Source organism: Microcoleus pseudofavosus SVA1_A4 (genome assembly GCF_036700565.1).
Lineage (GTDB): Bacteria > Cyanobacteriota > Cyanobacteriia > Cyanobacteriales > Microcoleaceae > Microcoleus.
Window position 1 is genome coordinate 41,099 of sequence record NZ_JAUBPE010000009.1, and the last position, 22,030, is coordinate 63,128.

At 47.4% G+C, this 22,030-nt stretch carries 9 protein-coding genes and 1 CRISPR repeat array; of the genes, 7 read left to right on the forward strand and 2 right to left on the reverse strand.

The window, feature by feature from the left end; genetic code table 11:
- Positions 1-51: 51 nt before the first annotated feature.
- On the reverse strand, positions 52-654 hold the full coding sequence (locus tag QUA02_RS06045; protein WP_333026035.1) for a Uma2 family endonuclease: 603 nt from the start codon (positions 652-654) through the stop codon (positions 52-54).
- A gap of 266 nt (positions 655-920) precedes the next feature.
- Between QUA02_RS06045 and QUA02_RS06050 the strand changes: the two genes are divergently transcribed.
- From QUA02_RS06050 to QUA02_RS06075, 6 genes are all read left to right on the forward strand, one after another.
- Complete coding sequence (locus tag QUA02_RS06050; RefSeq protein ID WP_333026037.1) at positions 921-1,583, forward strand: vWA domain-containing protein; 663 nt, start codon at positions 921-923, stop codon at positions 1,581-1,583.
- A 138-nt stretch (positions 1,584-1,721) separates the two neighbouring features.
- Complete coding sequence (locus tag QUA02_RS06055) at positions 1,722-2,507, forward strand: PP2C family serine/threonine-protein phosphatase (RefSeq protein ID WP_333026039.1); 786 nt, start codon at positions 1,722-1,724, stop codon at positions 2,505-2,507.
- 150 nt (positions 2,508-2,657) lie between these two features.
- A complete protein-coding gene (locus QUA02_RS06060) occupies positions 2,658-3,392 on the forward strand; it encodes a hypothetical protein (protein ID WP_333026041.1) in 735 nt (244 codons plus the stop codon).
- A gap of 558 nt (positions 3,393-3,950) precedes the next feature.
- A complete protein-coding gene (locus QUA02_RS06065; protein WP_333026042.1) occupies positions 3,951-4,943 on the forward strand; it encodes a ribonuclease III domain-containing protein in 993 nt (330 codons plus the stop codon).
- 32 nt (positions 4,944-4,975) lie between these two features.
- Entirely contained in the window at positions 4,976-5,713 is a 738-nt protein-coding gene (locus QUA02_RS06070; RefSeq protein WP_333026043.1) for a Uma2 family endonuclease, read from the forward strand.
- Between the two features lie 194 nt (positions 5,714-5,907).
- The gene (locus QUA02_RS06075; RefSeq protein ID WP_333026044.1) at positions 5,908-8,025 is read left to right on the forward strand and encodes a helix-hairpin-helix domain-containing protein; all 2,118 of its coding nucleotides are present in this window, start codon (positions 5,908-5,910) and stop codon (positions 8,023-8,025) included.
- Positions 8,026-8,304: 279 nt separating this feature from the next.
- Positions 8,305-18,187: a CRISPR direct-repeat array (repeat unit 37 nt; unit sequence GCCGGAAAAACCCTAAATCCCTATCAGGGATTGAAAC).
- A gap of 408 nt (positions 18,188-18,595) precedes the next feature.
- Here the strand turns inward: QUA02_RS06075 and QUA02_RS06080 are convergent.
- Positions 18,596-19,696: a precorrin-8X methylmutase gene (locus QUA02_RS06080; RefSeq protein WP_333026045.1), complete on the reverse strand. Its 1,101-nt coding sequence runs from the start codon at positions 19,694-19,696 to the stop codon at positions 18,596-18,598.
- 308 nt (positions 19,697-20,004) lie between these two features.
- Here QUA02_RS06080 and QUA02_RS06085 point away from each other — a divergent pair, with 308 nt between their 5' ends.
- A complete protein-coding gene (locus QUA02_RS06085; protein ID WP_333026047.1) occupies positions 20,005-21,918 on the forward strand; it encodes a heavy metal translocating P-type ATPase in 1,914 nt (637 codons plus the stop codon).
- The last annotated feature ends 112 nt before the right edge of the window (positions 21,919-22,030 follow it).

Genomic DNA, 22,030 nt, shown 5'->3' on the forward strand with positions numbered 1-22,030 from the left:
TTTGCAGTAATTTTGTATAGATAATAACAGAGTTAGGTTAATTAACCTAATTTAAACATTCATCACCTGTTCGGCTGTCAGCGTTAATTCTGGAAAAGTCCGCGACACAATTCGCTCGCTGCCCTTAAATGCAGTTCTTTGATAGTTACCCTCTGCATCCAAAAGGTGAACAAATATAGTTGGAAGTTTGGGATTTCCCAGGAATTCCCTACTGCCAATTGCTAAATAATCGACAATCCAATACTCAGGAATTCCGAGGCGCTGATACTCGTCCAGTTTGTCGATATAATCGTCATCCCAATTCGTCGATGTTACTTCCACTGCCAATTGAATTGGTTCTCGCAAAGCAGCATAAGCAGAACGGTTCGAGCGCCACAATTCGCGATCGATTACGCTGACATCCGGTCTCCGCCCTTGTTCGATTCCGGCTTTAGTTACAGTTCTGATAACTGCTGTAATGTTGACTACATAATTCAAATTCAGTCGCCGGATTTCATCATTGAAGCCAAATAACATGAAATTAGCAACATCATCATGATTTCTGGTTGCATTCATCTCTACAATTTCTCCATTTACCAGTTCATAGCGTCCATCTTCTGGACATTCTAGAAGGAATTGGTCAAAAGTTAATTTTTGTGTGACTGTTGCAATCATAATATTTACCCTTATTTTCCAGGAATACTATTAGCCTATATTAGCACAGGCAGGAATGAATTTGTTTTTTTGACCGCCGATGAAGGCGGATGAGCGCGGATGAATAAAAAATCGATCGCCCTTCTGATATTTGACACTGATATTTTATACTTATGTTTCGCGCAAATGGTAAAATGCGATCGCCCTAGCAATTTGCACTTAAATATGTTACTGAGGTAAAGTAACAAACCTAAAAAATCGAGCCACTCCAAGGTCAACCCCGAACCATGAGACTAGACGAAGCCGTAGAATTTGCCGAAAACCCAGAGCCGCGGTGTCCCTGCGTCCTCCTGCTGGACACCTCCGGCTCCATGCAAGGCGCACCCATAGATGCCTTGAATGAGGGGCTGGAAATCTTTAGGAATGACCTAATTAAAGACGAACTAGCTAAAAAGCGAGTCGAAGTCGCGATTATTTCATTTGACAATCATATCAAAGTCGTGCAAGACTTCGTGACCGCCGACCAGTTCGAGACACCGCTGCTGACAGCTCAAGGACAAACCCACATGGGCGCCGGCATTCAGCAAGCACTAGACACCATTGCTGCCCGCAAATCCGAATACCGCAACAACGGCATTACCTATTACCGCCCGTGGATATTTATGATTACCGACGGCGAACCTCAAGGCGAATCAGACGATGTTGTGGAAATAGCAGCACAGCGCATTAAAGAGGAAGAAACTAACAAGCGCGTGGCATTTTTTGCAGTGGGAGTCGAAGGTGCTAATATCGCCCGTCTCGCGCAAATTGTCGAGCGCACGCCTGTAAAATTGAGAGGATTAGACTTTCGAGAGATGTTCATCTGGCTGTCGGCTAGTATGCAGAGAGTTTCTCACTCAAAAATTGACGAACAAGTCGCACTGCCGCCGCCCGGATGGGGAACTGTTTAGTTATTAGTCATTAGCGATCGATCGTTGGTGATTAGGCGTAAGGTGCGCATTGCGCACCCTACACAATTAGGGATAAACAAACCCGCCCTGAGTTTCCATATTTTTGAATTTACGAAGTTTTGAATTAAAGAGTTATTAATGGAGAATTCATCATTTAATTGGCAAGTTGTAGCAGCATCGGTGACTGGTACGAGCCACGAAAAACGATCGCAGCCCTGTCAAGATGCCCACTGCTGGCGCCTCTTGCCGAACGGTGTTTTGGTGGCAGCAGTTGCTGACGGCGCGGGTTCGGCAACACTCGCAGAAGTGGGGGCGAAAATTGCTGTAGAAGCAGTTGTGGAAACGATTTGCCGGCAACAGGAAATGCTGCCTCAAAATGACAGCGAATGGCAGGTATTCTTGAGTGCATCGCTGCAAGTTGCGCGGGCGCAGGTGGAAGCAGAAGCGGCAGTGCGGGAAACGGCGGCGAGAGATTTAGCCTGCACTTTAATTGCGGTTGTTGCTACGCCGGAATTAATTGCTGTTGCTCAAATCGGCGACGGTGCAGCGGTAGCGGGTGACAGTGCAGGAAATGCGATCGCCCTGACAGTACCCCCCTGCGGCGAATACATCAACGAAACTATCTTTTTGATTTCGCCAAATGCGATCGAAACAGCGCAATTTCAGGTACTGCGGGAAAAACTGCGGCACTTGGCCGTTTTTTCCGACGGCTTGCAAATGTTAGCTCTCAAAATCCCGGAAGGTACGCCGCATCAGCCGTTTTTTGCGCCTTTGTTTCGGTTTTCTGGCGAACCGAAAGAAGAGGAAGACGCCAAGCAGCAGTTAGAGTCATTTTTGCGATCGCCCCGAGTCTCCGAACGCACCGATGATGACTTAACTTTATTGTTAGCAACTTTTGGGAGTTCGCAGGCACTGGACAATTAAAAATAGACTGTTGGCAAAAGCGAACATCCATCTGAGTCAATCGGCGTTTATCTGCGGTTAAAAATTCCCGCTGCTGAATTTTGCCACAAGTCTAATGCGTTCAACTGAGCCAGCGGTGAAAATTTGGTGCGGTTCTATAATAAAATCGAGGTGTCACACAATTCTGCTTTAGTCTGTACAGTAGGTCGTCGTTTGCAAGCACAAGAGATTAAGGATAAGCTCAACTCCCTAATTAGCGAAGCAGATCCAATAGATCCGAGTTTGGCGAGAAGATTGGATGAAATCAATCGCTGGGTGAAAGATGTTAAACCCGGTTCGCTAACTGCTAAAAAATTTGTGATGGCTTTTTTGCTGCAGCTTATCCGAGATTCTCAGGTTTGGCTGGCGGTTCAATCTCTACCTTCGGAAAGAGAACAAAAAGCCGCGTTTGAGTTAATGAGTCCGGGGGAAAGGTATTGGTACAGCTATCTATTTCCTAAATGGCTGAGCGAAAGCGATCGCAAATTTTACATCTGGAAACAAAAACTCAAGACCGGCGAATTCGATCCGGCTGACGATATCGTGATTCGCGCGATCGCTACCCGGATTGTCGAACGCCAAGGCACTGTTTTGTATCGCTATGTTGCGGATCTTTCTATGGCCACCGATTCGATCGTTAGCAACCGCCAACAGCAGCCCCTCTGCATTCAAGTTACTACTCTTTCCGATCAGTTTTCTGAACAAAAATATCAAAATTGGCAACAAACTCTTCAAGGCTGGGGGATTGACAGAGGACTATTTTTAAGTTATGATACAAAAGATGCAAATTTCCTGAACCAGTTAGTTAATATTGCATTATATAATAGCGATAATTTGCCCGCAGGTCGTTACCTCAAGTTCCCTTAAATCAACCCGATCTGCTGCTGAGAATAGTCCGACTGCTAAAAACTCGGTGAACAAGAAATTTTGAATAACTTACATATTGCAGAATTCTCGACAATGCCACAAACTTAACCCTCAGACCGCTTGCCGCAACAGGGAAGGCTACGCCAAGATTTTTCCTCCCTTTTTCTATTTCACCGGAGGGGTCTGGCAAACTGCGGCAACAGGTGTCAATTGAATGTCAAACGTAGTATCGGTCTGCTGTTTGAGTATGAGACCCTCGATCCCCCCCTAGCCCCCCTTAATAAGGGGGGGACAGGAAGCACTCAAAGTCCCCCTTCTCAAGGGGGATTTAGGGGGATCGAGATTCGGCTATAAACGAGAGATATAAAGGTTTTTAGGCGATTGTTGACACGAAGAACAACAGGTGCTGCGTAATTCCTGGCGGGCGCAACGGGAAGATTTACCGAAACAATCAATTTTGTAAATAACTAGCAACAGGCAGTGTAAATTAAATTGAGATTTGATTGAAGCGCGGTGAAGTTGTTGGAAATAAAATCAAATTACATCAAAACCAATACTATGACATTACAAGGTACAAACACCGTTGAAAACAACTTGCAAAAAGTCTGGGAAGAACTGGAAGCAGCCAGGAAAATGCAGGAGGATTGGATAAATCACGGGGTAGATTTTGTAGATTTGTATGTGGAAGATGCGGGCGGTGATTGGTTGGAAAAGTGGGGGAAATGTGAAGAAGAATTAGAGCAAAGAATAATTGAAAATATAGATGTTGAAGAAGTCAAAAGGGCGATCGGCATTTCCGACTTTCAGCAAACAGAACTGCTGGAAACTGCCTTGATTCACCGTTGCGATCGCAGCCAAAACGAGTCTCCCGCTGGGCAAGAAGTTAAGCACAAACGGCTGTCACTGTTAGGCGGAGCGATTTTCGGTGCTGTTGTTACCGATCGCCTGTACCGCGAATATCCCGACCTCGACTGCGATGCTATCTCAACCTTAAAAGCTCGTTTAGCAGACCATCAAAAACTCTCGGAATTTGCACAAACTTTGAACTTGAAGGAACTCAGTTTGCGCGTTTGGAGGGGGAAAGCAACAGACAAAATCGAGTACAAGAGATTTTTAGGTGAGACTTTTGAGGCTTTGTTTGGCGCGATTTACTTGGAGTTAGACCGCGATTTTTTCCGTGCGGGAAACTGGCTGGTTCAGCAGTTGATTGAACCGACGATCGGCGAACATCTCGATCTAACTCAGCAGTCGAAAGGTACGCTGGAAAACGAGATAAAACGGCGGGAAATCCTGGGTGCGGATATTTTAAATGCGATCGCGATCGACTATCTGTACAACCGCTTTCCCGAGCGCAACAGCAGCCAGCTAACCCGCTGGAAAAATATGTTAGCAGCCAAAGAGATTTTTCCCAAAGACTTTAAAACAAAATTAGGCAGTCATTACCTGGAATTGGAGAGCAATTTCTCGCGTACCCGCGACTGGCTGGTGGATAACTTCATCAAAACCGCAGTTGACGAACTGGAAGAGGAAACAGGCGATCGACTAAAATAAAATCAACTCCTAAAAAAAATAGGAAAACAGGAATGGTTACACAACTGCAATCTCCCGACAAATCAAATATCATCTACCCCGATGATAACGGCGAACCGATGTCAAACAATACAGATCAGTTTCGATTAATCGTTTGGATTAAAGAAAATTTAGAATTGCTGTTTGCAGACGATCCGAATTTTTTCGTAGCCGGTGACTTGGTTTGGTATCCGGTGGAAGGCAATAACAAACTGTCTCAAGCCCCAGATGTGATGGCAGTTTTTGGTGTCCCCAAAGGATATCGAGGTTCCTATCAACAGTGGTATGAAAATGATATTGCGCCACAAGTCGCATTTGAAATTTGGTCGCCGGGAAATCGTCTGACTCCGATGATGCAAAAATTTCATTTTTACGAACGCTATGGTGTGGAAGAATACTATTTGTACAATCCGCAAACATTGCAACTGGAAGGATGGTTGCGGGTTGAGTCACAATTGGAAGCGATCGAACAAATGGACGGTTGGATCAGTCCGAGACTGGGAGTGCGGTTTCAATTATCAGAAACAGGACTCGAAATGTTCGGGCCCTCTGGAGAACGGTTTATGAGTTTTGTGGAACTCGATCGACTGCGACAGCAAGCCGAGGCGCGGGCCCAACAAGAACGGCTGCGGGCCCAACAGGCAGAAGTGCTGCTGGAACAGGCAGAAATGCTGCTGGAACAAGAACGATCGCGATCGCAAGCTTTGGAATCAAGACTCCGAGAAATGGGAATCGATCCCGATCGATTGTGAAGGAAACTGCAAAATTGAACTATCGTGGAACAGGCCCGAAAGCCTGTTGCTGAGTTTTCAAGGGCGGGCTAGGAGGGTCCACTCCACAATAAAATAGAATTACGGATTTATCAGTGGGGTCACTTTCTTCAATTCTTTAATCCAAAATCTAAAATCTCAAATCGATTGATGCCCCCATACCCTAACCGAATTCTATGCAGTTGCAGCGCCAATTTAGCGGACAACTGATCGCCATCGACACCAACACCGCGATCGCCAGCGGCGGTGAAGGTCGCATCTACCCGATCGCCCAAGACTCGTCCCTTGTAGCAAAAATTTACCACAGACCGACAGACGAAGACGGCGACAAACTCACAGTCATGTTCAGTATGCCGCCGGATGCGCCGATCGCCGAACCGGGACACGCCTCAATTGCTTGGCCTCTAGATTTGCTGCATACTGTCGGCGGGCGAGAAAAAATCGTCGGTTTTGTGATGCCGCGCGTCAAGAAAGCGCTGCCGGTACACACTTTCTACACACCCAAAACCAGGCGCGAACAAAAACCGCTATTTAACTATCTTTACCTCCACCGTACCGCCCGAAATCTCGCCTCGGCTGTAAACGCCCTCCACGTCAGGGGTTACGTCATCGGCGACGTAAACGAGTCGAACATTCTCGTCACGGATACGGCTTTGGTAACGCTGGTAGACACCGATTCGTTTCAAGTGCGCGATCCTTATACAGGTTACGTTTATCGGTGTCCCGTGGGGAAACCCGAGTTTACGCCGCCGGAATTGCAGGGGCAGACTTTCCGCGATATTGATCGAGCTCCCGAGCACGATTTGTTCGGTTTAGCGGTATTAATTTTTCAACTGCTGATGGAAGGTACACACCCGTTTTCGGGAGTTTATCTCGGTAGCGACGAACCGCCGTCTTTAGAAGCGAGAATTCGATCGGGCCACTTCCCCACAGGTACGAAGCGGATTCCCTACCGCCCGATGCCCGCAGCGCCGCCTTTTGAGATGCTGCATCCCCGGCTGCGGCAGATGTTTGTCCGCTGTTTTGAGGAAGGGCACGGCAATCCGGCGGCGCGCCCGGATGCGAAAACTTGGGTGAATGCGATTCGGGAAGCGGAAGATGCTTTAGTTACTTGCAGCAAAAACAGTCAGCATAAATACGGAACTCATCTGAGTCGGTGCCCTTGGTGCGATCGGGCAAAACTCCTCAAAGGCCGCGATCCGTTTCCTTCGCGGCAGGCAGTCAGCAACGGATTGCACTTGCAGCCTGCGAAAACCAAGCGTAAAAAGCCCCAACCACCGCCCGTCGTGAGGGAGCCCGCAGTGCGCCGGCTACAGCCCTCGACGGGGCTGCCGCGCCAACTCGGCCAGTACCAAGTGCCGCTGCTACCGATGCCGATGTCTTCTCGGAGTCGGACTCCTGCGCCTAGGGCTCCCGTTGGCAAGTTTGAGCGCATTTTTCAGGATGCTGGTTGGGGAGGTGTTTGGGGAAGTTTGTGTTTGGCGGCGGTGGCGGGGGTTGTTTCGGCAATCGCTGAGGGCGGCGGCGCTATTTTGGGGGCGATTTTTGTGGGTTCGATTTGGGGCAGTTTTTTTGGGATGATGTGGGGCATTTTTACTTTGTCGCCGAACCAGATTTGGCGGAAGTGGGGGGGAGTTTTGGTGGGGGCGGCTTGGGGGGCTTTTTTGTTGGCGGCGATCGCGGGTGCGGTGTCTGGGGCGATTAATAACAATCCGGCGATCGGGGAAGCGATTTTGTCTGGCGCGGGGGTTGGTACTGTCTGGGGCTGTGTTTGGGCTGCTTGCAAGCCTCCTCTGGCGATGCCGGTGGGGAAGGTGTGGGGCCGGCGGGGAGGGTATTTGGGGGCGGTTTGGGGAGCGTTTTTGGGGACTGTGGCTGGTGTTTGTTTGGGGGCGGGGTTGGTGGTTTGGCAGCAATATAACGGTCAGATGCGTCCGGTGAACGAGTTTGCGGGTTTGTTGCTGGGTGTGGCGATCGTGGCGGCGGGTGTGGGTGCTGTTGGGGGTGTGGTTTCTGGGGGGTTGTTGGGTTTTTGCGGGTTTTCGCCGAAGCTGCCGGTGTCGTTTCAGCCTTCGGGGATGAAGGGTGGGACTTTGGGGGCGATTTGGGGCAGTTTTTTGGGGACTTTGGCGGGTGCTGTGTTGGGTGGGGTGGTGTCTGGGATGTTTCCGGCTGTTAGCGCTGGGGTGCCGGTGGAGTTGGGGCCTGTGGCGGGGGCGATCGTGGGGGCTGGTTTGGGGGCAATTTGGGGGGTGGTTTCGGGTACTGTTTGGGGGGCTTTGGGAAAGTGGTGATCTGGTTGAGGTGTGTTTTTGGGTGGAAAATCCGTGAATGGGTAGGTGTAAAAATCGAGGTGTTAAATTTTGGGGCTACAATCTATGTGCTGCAAGAGTTTGAGGCTCTCTGTCTGAAAATATGATTCACGGAAAGTCTGAAAGCATTACAGGATAACGCTTTGGGGTGAGTATGAAAAATTGGGTATTGACAAGTCGCAGGCTGAAATGGTACTTTTGTTTTAGATTCACGGAACTGCACCTTGAAAACTAAATACAGCAAGGCTTCTGGAACGGGCGGCCGGAAAAACCCTAAATCCCTATCAGGGATTGAAACAAATGGCTAGGTCTTTGGTCGTTCGGTTTTATTTCGCCGGAAAAACCCTAAATCCCTATCAGGGATTGAAACTAAGGATTCAATTCTGGAAAAACTCGGAGTTAATTGCGCCGGAAAAACCCTAAATCCCTATCAGGGATTGAAACTAAATCATCGCTGTCCCCAAGTGCGACAGGAGGAAGTGCCTTTAAGCCGGAAAAACCCTAAATCCCTATCAGGGATTGAAACAGTTATGTCGTCCCCTAGAACTTCATCAACAACACTGCCGGAAAAACCCTAAATCCCTATCAGGGATTGAAACCATGGCGGCTGTAATCTCGGTATCGCGGGCTATTTCGCCGGAAAAACCCTAAATCCCTATCAGGGATTGAAACCCGAACCCTTGGATAATAGCGAGGAGTACGAATTGCCGGAAAAACCCTAAATCCCTATCAGGGATTGAAACATCCCATCAGTAGTGCAGGGTACGATCGAGACAGAGGCCGGAAAAACCCTAAATCCCTATCAGGGATTGAAACACGTTTAAGAGGTACGGCATGGATCTAATTTTCTATGCCGGAAAAACCCTAAATCCCTATCAGGGATTGAAACTATTAAACATCCCAGTAATTCTGCCGCCGACGCGCATAACGCCGGAAAAACCCTAAATCCCTATCAGGGATTGAAACTTACAAAACACATGATTATATTCCAGATAAAAAGTGCCGGAAAAACCCTAAATCCCTATCAGGGATTGAAACTTCGATTATGAAGGGAGCTATCTAATTTTTTCTAGCCGGAAAAACCCTAAATCCCTATCAGGGATTGAAACATAAAAAAAATCAACAAGTGGCAAGAGCGGAGCTGGCAAGCCGGAAAAACCCTAAATCCCTATCAGGGATTGAAACGCACTCCTCAATATCTGCCGCATCCTCCTGATTTGCCGGAAAAACCCTAAATCCCTATCAGGGATTGAAACTGGGCGGCAAGGCGACTTTATGCGAGGTCGGACAGTCCCGGCCGGAAAAACCCTAAATCCCTATCAGGGATTGAAACGACTTTTTTGAAAGCCTTTGCTAAGCTTGAATTGCCGGAAAGCCGGAAAAACCCTAAATCCCTATCAGGGATTGAAACCCCAAGTCTCTCCAGCCCTACCAAGGTATTGACCCAAAGCCGGAAAAACCCTAAATCCCTATCAGGGATTGAAACGGAGCATATGAGGGTGCACCGGGAATTGCAGTCCGCCGGAAAAACCCTAAATCCCTATCAGGGATTGAAACCCGCCCTGGGTTCCCAAATATCTCCAGCCCTACCAAGCCGGAAAAACCCTAAATCCCTATCAGGGATTGAAACAAAAAACAGCTCTTGCAAGCTATCCCATTATGCGCCGGAAAAACCCTAAATCCCTATCAGGGATTGAAACTTTTTGCTTGACTTGGGTTGCGTTTCCGCTTACGCCGGAAAAACCCTAAATCCCTATCAGGGATTGAAACGCCAGAATTTTTCTGAAGTTGGCAAGGGGAAGCCCCGCCGGAAAAACCCTAAATCCCTATCAGGGATTGAAACTTTTGGGAAGGATAGGCACAAGATTCCGAAACCTCTCGCCGGAAAAACCCTAAATCCCTATCAGGGATTGAAACTTATTGTTTCTCATCAGGCATATTTGCTTCACCGCGCCGGAAAAACCCTAAATCCCTATCAGGGATTGAAACTTCATGAATGACTGGCGACATATTAACAATTGCGCCGGAAAAACCCTAAATCCCTATCAGGGATTGAAACAAAGGTCCTCAACAATCATCTTAGGAGCTAATTGGGCCGGAAAAACCCTAAATCCCTATCAGGGATTGAAACGAGAACTTTTTAGAAAAAGGAACTTCATCAAGCGGCCGGAAAAACCCTAAATCCCTATCAGGGATTGAAACGGCATTTTTCGATTTTTGAGCTGCTAATTGAGATGCCGGAAAAACCCTAAATCCCTATCAGGGATTGAAACCGATTGGCTTTATGGAATCACTGAGCAATTGCATGGCCGGAAAAACCCTAAATCCCTATCAGGGATTGAAACTGCACCCTGATACAGTCGCGGTGCGCTATTTGCTCCAGCCGGAAAAACCCTAAATCCCTATCAGGGATTGAAACATTGGTATCCCAAAAGTACCGGACGTGCTGTGTGGCGCTGCATAGCCGGAAAAACCCTAAATCCCTATCAGGGATTGAAACAAGTAGGATTTGAGCCGATTCCTTGCACGCCGCCTGCCGGAAAAACCCTAAATCCCTATCAGGGATTGAAACTCTTACCTTTTAACTCAAGTAGAAGGTAAAACTAAAGCCGGAAAAACCCTAAATCCCTATCAGGGATTGAAACTAGTCAAGCTTGATTTACGCATAACTCGCGAATGTAAGCCGGAAAAACCCTAAATCCCTATCAGGGATTGAAACCTGATACGGCATTTTTTAAAAAATATCAGTACGGCCGGAAAAACCCTAAATCCCTATCAGGGATTGAAACAATGTAATGTCCGATTTAGCTAAAATCCGGGCGACGCCGGAAAAACCCTAAATCCCTATCAGGGATTGAAACAAAGATTGAAGTGGCAGACGCGACCGTACACAAGAGCCACGCCGGAAAAACCCTAAATCCCTATCAGGGATTGAAACAACCACATCAGCCGTGATAGCGCGTTCCTTAATCACGCCGGAAAAACCCTAAATCCCTATCAGGGATTGAAACTTGATGTATCTCGTTGGGCTAATTCTGGCTGCTCTAGCCGGAAAAACCCTAAATCCCTATCAGGGATTGAAACGCTAATCAGGAATCTAATCACTCAATCAACTTTGCCGGAAAAACCCTAAATCCCTATCAGGGATTGAAACTTGGAATTTATTTCCTGCTTCTACTTATCGTGGTTTAGTGAGCCGGAAAAACCCTAAATCCCTATCAGGGATTGAAACAAAAAAAATTACACTTCGCAGTGCCGCAATGCTCGCAGCCGGAAAAACCCTAAATCCCTATCAGGGATTGAAACTTGAAAGAAAGAAATCATCTTTGCAAGATGCTCGCGAAACGCCGGAAAAACCCTAAATCCCTATCAGGGATTGAAACCCGAATATCAAACTTATTGGAATCTTGACTAAACGCCGGAAAAACCCTAAATCCCTATCAGGGATTGAAACTCACGTCCCCCTTCCCAGCTCAAAAAATGCGACAGAGCCGGAAAAACCCTAAATCCCTATCAGGGATTGAAACGCCATTGATGAAGCTGTACAAGCGCTTCAAGCTTTACGCCGGAAAAACCCTAAATCCCTATCAGGGATTGAAACTGCGACACCCTCGCCGGATTCCTCTTCGGTTCTTTTGCCGGAAAAACCCTAAATCCCTATCAGGGATTGAAACTGTTACAGCACTCAGCACGTGCGCTACTTCTGGGACGCCGGAAAAACCCTAAATCCCTATCAGGGATTGAAACTTTTTTCGCCTTTGCGTTCCCAATTTTGTGCTAAGCCGGAAAAACCCTAAATCCCTATCAGGGATTGAAACTACACTTTTGCCGCCAAGTACAGCAGCAGTCGAAAGCCGGAAAAACCCTAAATCCCTATCAGGGATTGAAACGAACTCACTTGTATTATTTTGGCGCTGAATCAACCGCCGGAAAAACCCTAAATCCCTATCAGGGATTGAAACACTTGAACCATACTTTTAAGATATAAGTGGTATCCTAATAAGCCGGAAAAACCCTAAATCCCTATCAGGGATTGAAACCACCCTGCTGCTGACCACCACCGGGCAAGGTGGGCCTATCAGCCGAAGCCGGAAAAACCCTAAATCCCTATCAGGGATTGAAACCGGATTGACTATTTCGAGACCGGCCTGCTTAACAGGCCGGAAAAACCCTAAATCCCTATCAGGGATTGAAACGGTATAAGGAGAATCGCAAGTAATGGCTGCTACTAAAGCCGGAAAAACCCTAAATCCCTATCAGGGATTGAAACCACAAAGCACACCGCAAATATGAAGGGGCGGTGGCCGGAAAAACCCTAAATCCCTATCAGGGATTGAAACAAAGAGGGATGTGGGGTTTTGGCGTGCGATAATGCCGGAAAAACCCTAAATCCCTATCAGGGATTGAAACAAATATTTGAGCTGCTACCATTCCTGACAGTAATGCCGGAAAAACCCTAAATCCCTATCAGGGATTGAAACCATGATTCTCAATCGTTGCACACCGAGACTTTTGCCGGAAAAACCCTAAATCCCTATCAGGGATTGAAACATCCTGACTTTGATAATTACCTGGATGCAACCGATGGCCGGAAAAACCCTAAATCCCTATCAGGGATTGAAACATCGGCTTGGAACCACCTATATGTTCCCTGCTTTACGCCGGAAAAACCCTAAATCCCTATCAGGGATTGAAACATTATCCTTGCGAAGATTACTGGTTTTTTGCGTGCATGGCAAGCCGGAAAAACCCTAAATCCCTATCAGGGATTGAAACCGGCTTGAGGCACTGTGATTTGGTATTTCGGAGGCCGGAAAAACCCTAAATCCCTATCAGGGATTGAAACGTAGTCAAGTCCGTCTCCCCAGCCGGATCTATCCGCCGGAAAAACCCTAAATCCCTATCAGGGATTGAAACTGAGTTGCCAAAGAGACAGTATTTCCGTGCCCCAGCCGGAAAAACCCTAAATCCCTATCAGGGATTGAAACTTCGGAAGAAACAGCACAAAGCTTGTGGAGTAACGCCGGAAAAACCCTAAATCCCTATCAGGGATTGAAACAAATTTATTTGTCCTTTTAGTGCAGTTTTTCTGGCCGGAAAAACCCTAAATCCCTATCAGGGATTGAAACTTTTCTCAAATGGTAATCCAATTAAGTTTCGCAGCGCCGGAAAAACCCTAAATCCCTATCAGGGATTGAAACGTAGTGCGGCGGCTGGTGCAAAGGCTTCGATCGCAGCCGGAAAAACCCTAAATCCCTATCAGGGATTGAAACTATACGCTCCGAGCTGTCAAAGTTGGACGCTTCGCCGGAAAAACCCTAAATCCCTATCAGGGATTGAAACGCTTCTTTCTCATCGGTTTCCTCCAAGTAATTAGCCGGAAAAACCCTAAATCCCTATCAGGGATTGAAACTCGCCAAAGGGGTTGGGATCGATACCTTCGTAGGCCGGAAAAACCCTAAATCCCTATCAGGGATTGAAACAAAAAAAATTGTTCTCAGGTCAGGAGCCGCCCTGCCGGAAAAACCCTAAATCCCTATCAGGGATTGAAACTGAAGGCGCGGACGGGGGCTTGGTACAGGAAAGCCGGAAAAACCCTAAATCCCTATCAGGGATTGAAACAAAGGTGCTTATGCTAAGAGCATCACCCGCCACGACGCCGGAAAAACCCTAAATCCCTATCAGGGATTGAAACCATTTACCCGGGCCCCGAACCAATTACGAACGGAGCCGGAAAAACCCTAAATCCCTATCAGGGATTGAAACTTGGCGGAAACCCCGCCAGCGAAACCCATTAACCGGGGGTTAAGCCGGAAAAACCCTAAATCCCTATCAGGGATTGAAACGATGAAGGAATTAGCTGCTCTTTCTATTGATGAGCCGGAAAAACCCTAAATCCCTATCAGGGATTGAAACCAGCCTACCCCGGCTGAGCAGGCATATCTTAATAAGCCGGAAAAACCCTAAATCCCTATCAGGGATTGAAACCCGAAGCAACGGGGCGAATCCCCTCTAAATCCGCCACGCCGGAAAAACCCTAAATCCCTATCAGGGATTGAAACTGGCTGGACTTTATACATTCTTAGAGGAGATGGGCCGGAAAAACCCTAAATCCCTATCAGGGATTGAAACATAAAAGACTCAGAAGTTGTAAAAGACTCAGACAGCCGGAAAAACCCTAAATCCCTATCAGGGATTGAAACAAATAATACAAAAGCCCCAGCAGTGCTCTAACACGCCGGAAAAACCCTAAATCCCTATCAGGGATTGAAACAGAAGCTTGTGTAGAATGCCAACGCGCCAATTCGCCGGAAAAACCCTAAATCCCTATCAGGGATTGAAACCAGAAGGCAAAGCAGAACACGGAAGAGAAGAACTGCCGGAAAAACCCTAAATCCCTATCAGGGATTGAAACTGAATCGTGGGCCGGGGGGAGCAGCCGGGCTATGCCGGAAAAACCCTAAATCCCTATCAGGGATTGAAACTTAAGGCAACTTTGCCAAAGGCTAATCCACTTGGCCGGAAAAACCCTAAATCCCTATCAGGGATTGAAACATCGCAGTCCAAGACTACCAGCCAGCGCCCTTTGGGCCGGAAAAACCCTAAATCCCTATCAGGGATTGAAACGGCGACCAAATCTTCCACTGGGAATTCAATGGCTGCCGGAAAAACCCTAAATCCCTATCAGGGATTGAAACCTCGGTGGTAGGATTATCGGCAACCCTAAACTCATTGCCGGAAAAACCCTAAATCCCTATCAGGGATTGAAACATAGATTTCGCGTATGCACCTTTAATATCGATTTCCGGCAGGAAAAACCCTAAATCCCTATCAGGGATTGAAACCTTGCAGTACAGTCGCGCGAACACTTTATCAGTGGCCGGAAAAACCCTAAATCCCTATCAGGGATTGAAACATCAAAATACGTATATCAAGCCCACGTAACGCCCCAGCCGGAAAAACCCTAAATCCCTATCAGGGATTGAAACAGGAATTGCGCGGATTAGATTAGAATTAGATGTGCCGGAAAAACCCTAAATCCCTATCAGGGATTGAAACTACGAATCTCATATAACGCCCCACAAGTCCGGGCCGGAAAAACCCTAAATCCCTATCAGGGATTGAAACCTTCGCCCCTTATGCCTTGTTCGCGTTGAATCGCGTAAACGCCGGAAAAACCCTAAATCCCTATCAGGGATTGAAACACAGCTTGATAATTAAAACATACCTTGTTCAAAGCCGGAAAAACCCTAAATCCCTATCAGGGATTGAAACATGCACTTGCGGCTCATCCGCATCGACTACTACAGCCGGAAAAACCCTAAATCCCTATCAGGGATTGAAACTGAAAATTTTCGGTGTCATTTGAATTTTGCAAAAATCCAGCCGGAAAAACCCTAAATCCCTATCAGGGATTGAAACGTCATTAACAAGGCATCGGCTGCTCGGTCGAGACATTTTAGCCGGAAAAACCCTAAATCCCTATCAGGGATTGAAACTCCCTTCCCAATTGATCTCATTCTCTCCTGCTGCTTCGCCGGAAAAACCCTAAATCCCTATCAGGGATTGAAACTTCAATCGCATCCATGCCTCACTCGCTGGCTTAGCCGGAAAAACCCTAAATCCCTATCAGGGATTGAAACTCGGGAAACACCCCGATAAAAAAGCCAGCAAACCGCTAGGGCCGGAAAAACCCTAAATCCCTATCAGGGATTGAAACGGATGCGCGACCCCCATCAAATTAATCCAAGTAGCCGGAAAAACCCTAAATCCCTATCAGGGATTGAAACATTGGCTCTGGGGTATTTGAATGTGTGGGAAAATACGGTAGCCGGAAAAACCCTAAATCCCTATCAGGGATTGAAACCACTTTGGGGAAAGAGCGCCGGAACATGCTCAAACCGAGCCGGAAAAACCCTAAATCCCTATCAGGGATTGAAACGGCGACCAGATATTCCATTGGGAATTTAACGGATGCCGGAAAAACCCTAAATCCCTATCAGGGATTGAAACGCTTGCTCTGGGGTATTTAAATGTGTGAGAGAACGCCGGAAAAACCCTAAATCCCTATCAGGGATTGAAACTTTTTATTGACTTTTGGGGGAGCCTTTGGTAAGCTTAAAGCCGGAAAAACCCTAAATCCCTATCAGGGATTGAAACGCAAGAGTGGGGGTAGCAATCACAATGTCATAGAGGCCGGAAAAACCCTAAATCCCTATCAGGGATTGAAACTGCCTTCCTGCTAGCACATCACCGCGACCAATTGCCGGAAAAACCCTAAATCCCTATCAGGGATTGAAACATCGGTTCTGCCACCGATACAATTCCAGTTTTGAGCCGGAAAAACCCTAAATCCCTATCAGGGATTGAAACCCACTAGCGGCGATTTCCTGATCGATTGGCACTAGGCCGGAAAAACCCTAAATCCCTATCAGGGATTGAAACTAGGTTTCAGAAAACAAACAGGGTTTGCAACAAAAAACTCACGCCGGAAAAACCCTAAATCCCTATCAGGGATTGAAACATGCCAGAAGAGTTGCTTGAGTTTAATTATCCTGTGCCGGAAAAACCCTAAATCCCTATCAGGGATTGAAACAGGCTTCCCGCTGAAGCCACGCAGTGCAACCCATTGCCGGAAAAACCCTAAATCCCTATCAGGGATTGAAACAAAATCTGATCGTAAGCTCGCTGTTGTTCGCGCTCATGCCGGAAAAACCCTAAATCCCTATCAGGGATTGAAACAAGCTTTTCGACTCTCGTAGCTTCTCTCTCAATGCCTGCCGGAAAAACCCTAAATCCCTATCAGGGATTGAAACGAACTTATCGACGCCCCGATCACCCGGGGATACCTTGCCGGAAAAACCCTAAATCCCTATCAGGGATTGAAACAAGCGATTGAGCGATACTGCGATCGAACTCTAGACCGCCGGAAAAACCCTAAATCCCTATCAGGGATTGAAACTAAACCAGTACACAGCAAAAATTCAAAATATTTTGGGCCGGAAAAACCCTAAATCCCTATCAGGGATTGAAACCACAGCCCTCACAAGGCTCCAGTGAAGCTCTTTAAGCCGGAAAAACCCTAAATCCCTATCAGGGATTGAAACAGACACCAACTCGCCTTTAAATTGCCACATGGCGACGCGCCGGAAAAACCCTAAATCCCTATCAGGGATTGAAACCCAATTCAAGTGCTTTTTGGCGCATAACCGAATCAATAAGCCGGAAAAACCCTAAATCCCTATCAGGGATTGAAACCTGGCCATTGCGACCGGAGTGGGCTGAGGCGTGGGCCGGAAAAACCCTAAATCCCTATCAGGGATTGAAACAAGTGGGGGAAGAAGTGATGCGTCGCGCCGAAAGAGCCGGAAAAACCCTAAATCCCTATCAGGGATTGAAACCTGGCTCCAGTGGGACTACGAATTCTATGCAATCCCCGCCGGAAAAACCCTAAATCCCTATCAGGGATTGAAACCCAGGGGAGTAGGGCAAAGCGTCGGCTCGATAAGCGCCGGAAAAACCCTAAATCCCTATCAGGGATTGAAACCGGCCCGGCGGGGAGCGGGACATGAAACGCTAATTTGCCGGAAAAACCCTAAATCCCTATCAGGGATTGAAACGCTGCTGAAGAAATAATCCGGGCATCGGCGCGTGTTGGCCGGAAAAACCCTAAATCCCTATCAGGGATTGAAACACTACTACAGCGATCAGGATATAGTGCAGATTTATGCCGGAAAAACCCTAAATCCCTATCAGGGATTGAAACCCATGTCTGCGGCGGGAACCTCTGCGGCTTCCGTGAAGGCTGGCCGGAAAAACCCTAAATCCCTATCAGGGATTGAAACCCACGGGAACCCGGATCGATTGAGTGGGAACGCCATGCCGGAAAAACCCTAAATCCCTATCAGGGATTGAAACTGCCAGTTCCAAACGAAATACTTGGTTTTATACAGCCGGAAAAACCCTAAATCCCTATCAGGGATTGAAACTCTATATAATTAAAACAAGGAATGCGCGTGCGCGTGATAACGCCGGAAAAACCCTAAATCCCTATCAGGGATTGAAACTAAATAAAAATCAACTTGATTCCTATTTTTAAGTTTCAACGCCGGAAAAACCCTAAATCCCTATCAGGGATTGAAACTGGGTAAAGTTTGCTAAAATGAAAATGTGATTTCAAGCCGGAAAAACCATATTTCCCGATCTAAGGCTTGAAACCCTTTATTAGAAAGCTTTCGCCTCGGACAATGTAGCGGGAAAAACCATAAATCCCGATCGGGGATTGAAACAAAGTACAAGCGCGCTGCAAAAAACCTAAATTCCTATCAAAGATTGAAACTAAATCTGCTATGATATAATTTGCGGTTGCACTCAGACATGACTGTTAACTGTGAGTTAAAAAACTGAAAATTACGCTGATATTTGTTGCCAGCTTGACTCCACTTTACCAAGACGGACGATGAAGCGCGGATTTGAGATCGTTCCGGCGCACCCAGAATTGATATGAAAAAGCAAAATACAAATTAAGCCACAACCAACCTAAATCGCATCTTCACTTAAGATGACAGTGACAATTCGGCTTTTCAATCAAAGACTCAACCAAAGCATTCAAAGCAACCGCCGCCAACAACCCGCCGCCAAAAGTCCCCACAGTCGTAATATAAGGCACGCCCGATCGCACTAACCGCCGTTTCGCCACCGGAGAATGACTAAAACCGATCGGCATTCCAATTACCAAAGCCGGTTGCAGTTGCCCACTCTCGATCGCCTCGCAAACAGCCATCAACACAGACGGCGCATATCCTATTACTAATATACATCCTTTTTCCAGTTTCAAAAACTTTTCAAACCACTCTCGCTGCTGCCAGAATTCCTGTTCCGCTTCCGCCGCAGCATTGATGTGCGGGTCATCAATTAAAGTTTCGATACTTGTTCCCAAATGCGCCAATCTTGTCCGATCCAAAGCAGCAAAAACAGGCGGCACATCAGCCACAATTTGACACTGATTTTTCAAAGCTTCCCGCGCCGATTGAATCGCAGTTTCGCTCAACTTCACAAACGGCAGCAGCGAACAATCTCCGCAAGCTAACACCAATTTTGAAAGCAAGTCTACCTCAATTTCCGAGCGATCGCCCAAATCCGGCAACAAATGCTGCAACGACTCCCCAAACGCCTCCGGGTGAGTGTGCGCCCCCGCATCCCAACCCTCCCAAAGTTGTTCCAACTCCTCCAACCCCCCCTCAGTTTCCGCCTGCAACAGCCTTAATTGCGCCAATGCGCCCGCTAGCACCGCTTGACAGGAAATATCCCGCCCCAGCAATCCTTCCAGCGCCGAAGCCGTTTCTCTGAGGCGAACAATTTGCTGAATTACCGACAGATATTGCTGTTGGAGAGTCGCCATCAGCGCGTCAGGCGAAGCATCCGCGTCTGTTTCTAACAGTTTGCGGATGTGAGACAGTTGAAAGCCTTGCTGCTTGAGTGCGACAATTTTTTGCACTCTTTGCACATCGCTGCGGGTGTACAGTCTGTAGTTAGAGGTCGATCGCACCGCCGGAGATAGCAGCCCCAAAGCGTGATAATGTCGCACCATCCGAGGGGTAATTGTGCCTTTTACCGCTTCTGTAAGTTGTTTGATTGTCAGGTATTCTTGCATGGGATTTTGGGAATTTTGGGATTGTATATTTGGGTTTCTGATTCACCCAGAGTCCTAGGAGTGAATCAATTCCCCGTCTCATAGCAGAAGTCGGTTTTAACCGACTGAAACATTAAATTCAATTCTCAGCTATCTTCAGTCCTCTTTCAGAGGACTTGCGCTATGAGACAGAGATTTCAATCCCTGTCGGAATCTGGGACTCAACGAGGGGCGAGTTGATGCTGGATTTATTTTGGTTTCACTCTTGACATTGACATTAATGTCAAGGTTTAGGGTAAAGGAGTCATCTACCAACTCAAATTTCCCCAATGACTCCCAATTCCCTCCCAATCTCTCGCATCTCTCGCCTCGCCGAAGAACATCCCGACGCTTTAACTGCCGCCCTGTGCGGAATTCTAGTAATCTTGGGTTCGCTAGCCCTGCAATTCGGCTGGCTGGGTGTAGCCGTGTTAATCTTACCCGCAGCTTATGTTATCGGCGGCTATTCCAGCACCCGCGAAGGCTTAACTACGCTTTTTCAAGAACGCGAATTAGATGTAGATTTGTTAATGATTGTCGCTGCTTTGGGCGCGGCCGGTTTGGGGCTGTGGCGGCAAGAATATCATTTAATTGTTGACGGTGCGGTGTTGATTTTAATCTTTGCAATTAGCGGCGCCCTTGAAGGTTATGCTATGCAGCGGACTGAACGCAGCATCCGCAGTTTGATGAGTTTGACTGCGGATACTGCTAGGGTGGTAATGTACGGCGGGGAACGGGAAGTTGCGATCGACAAATTGGAAATTGGCGATTACATTTTAGTCAAGCCAGGAGAAATCATCCCCACAGATGCGATAATTATTGAAGGCTACAGCGCGATCGATCAAGCCTCGATTACCGGCGAATCGATGCCCGTGGAAAAAACCAGGGGCGATGAAGTCTATGCAGGTACAATTAACGGTGTCGGCGCGCTGAAACTCGAAGTTCATAAAACTCCAGAAAGCAGCTTGATTCAGCGAGTGATTCGGCTAGTCCAAGAAGCGCAAACAGCAGCGCCGCCTTCTCAAATGTTTGTGGAAAAATTCGAGCGCGGTTATGCCAAATTAATTGTCGGTTTAGGCTTGCTTCTCGCAACTTTGCCGCCCTTTGTTTTGGGCTGGAATTGGGAAGAGACAATTTATCGGGCGCTGATTTTCCTAGTAGTCGCATCCCCCTGCGCGCTGATGGCTTCGATTATGCCGGCGCTGCTTTCGGGAATTGCTAACGGGGCGAGACAGGGGATTTTGTTTAAAAGCGGCGCGCAATTAGAGATGATTGGTAAAGTCAGGGCGATCGCCTTTGACAAAACCGGAACTCTCACCACGGGAAAACCTGAAGTTATCCAAATTGTACCAGCAGCCGGATATACTGAAACAGAAGTTCTGCAATTGGCTGCTGCTTTGGAAGCTCATTCCGAACACGCGATCGCCCAAGCAATTGTCAGCGCCGCCCAGCAGCAACAGTTACAATTGTCAACCGCTACCGATGTACAAGCAAAAATCGGCCGCGGAATTGTCGGCAAAGTCAACAATCAAATCATTGCGATTGGTAAAGCCGATTTTGTCGAAGCAACTTCCGAATTGAGTCAAATCAGCCAGCAGTTGCAAGCCGAAGGTAAAACTGTTGTTTGGGTGGCAAAGGGCGATCGCCTTTTGGGAATCATTGCAGTAGCAGATACCCTCCGCCCCGAAGCAGCAGCAACGGTAAAACGCTTGCAAAAATTAGGCGTAGAACATATAATTATGCTAACCGGCGACAACGAGCAAACCGCTCAACACATCGCCCGCCAATTAGGCATCAATGAAGTGTACGCCGAACTTTTGCCAGAAGACAAAGTGCAGGCAATTAAACAACTGCAAACCCAGTATCAAACTGTAGCAATGGTAGGAGACGGCATCAACGACGCCCCCGCCCTCGCTCAAGCTTCCGTCGGCATTGCGATGGGAATTTCCGGCAGCGATGTTGCTTTAGAAACTGCTGATATCGTATTAATGGCAGATAAGTTAGAGCAACTAGCTAAAGCAATTAGTTTGGGCCGCCGCGCTCAAAAAGTTGTCAAACAAAACATTGTTTTTGCACTCAGTTGCATTGTGCTGTTATTGGCGGCTAATTTTTTCGGAAATATCACCATGCCTTTCGGCGTCATCGGTCACGAAGGGTCTACAGTAATCGTAACTCTGAGCGGTTTGCGAATGCTGAGAAATTAGACCAATCGAGACAGAGGAAGAGTGAGATCAAATCCGCTCTTCATCGGAATTATTAGTCTCTCTCTTCTCTTCCTCTGCGTTCTCTGCGTTCTCTGCGGTTAAAAAATCCAAA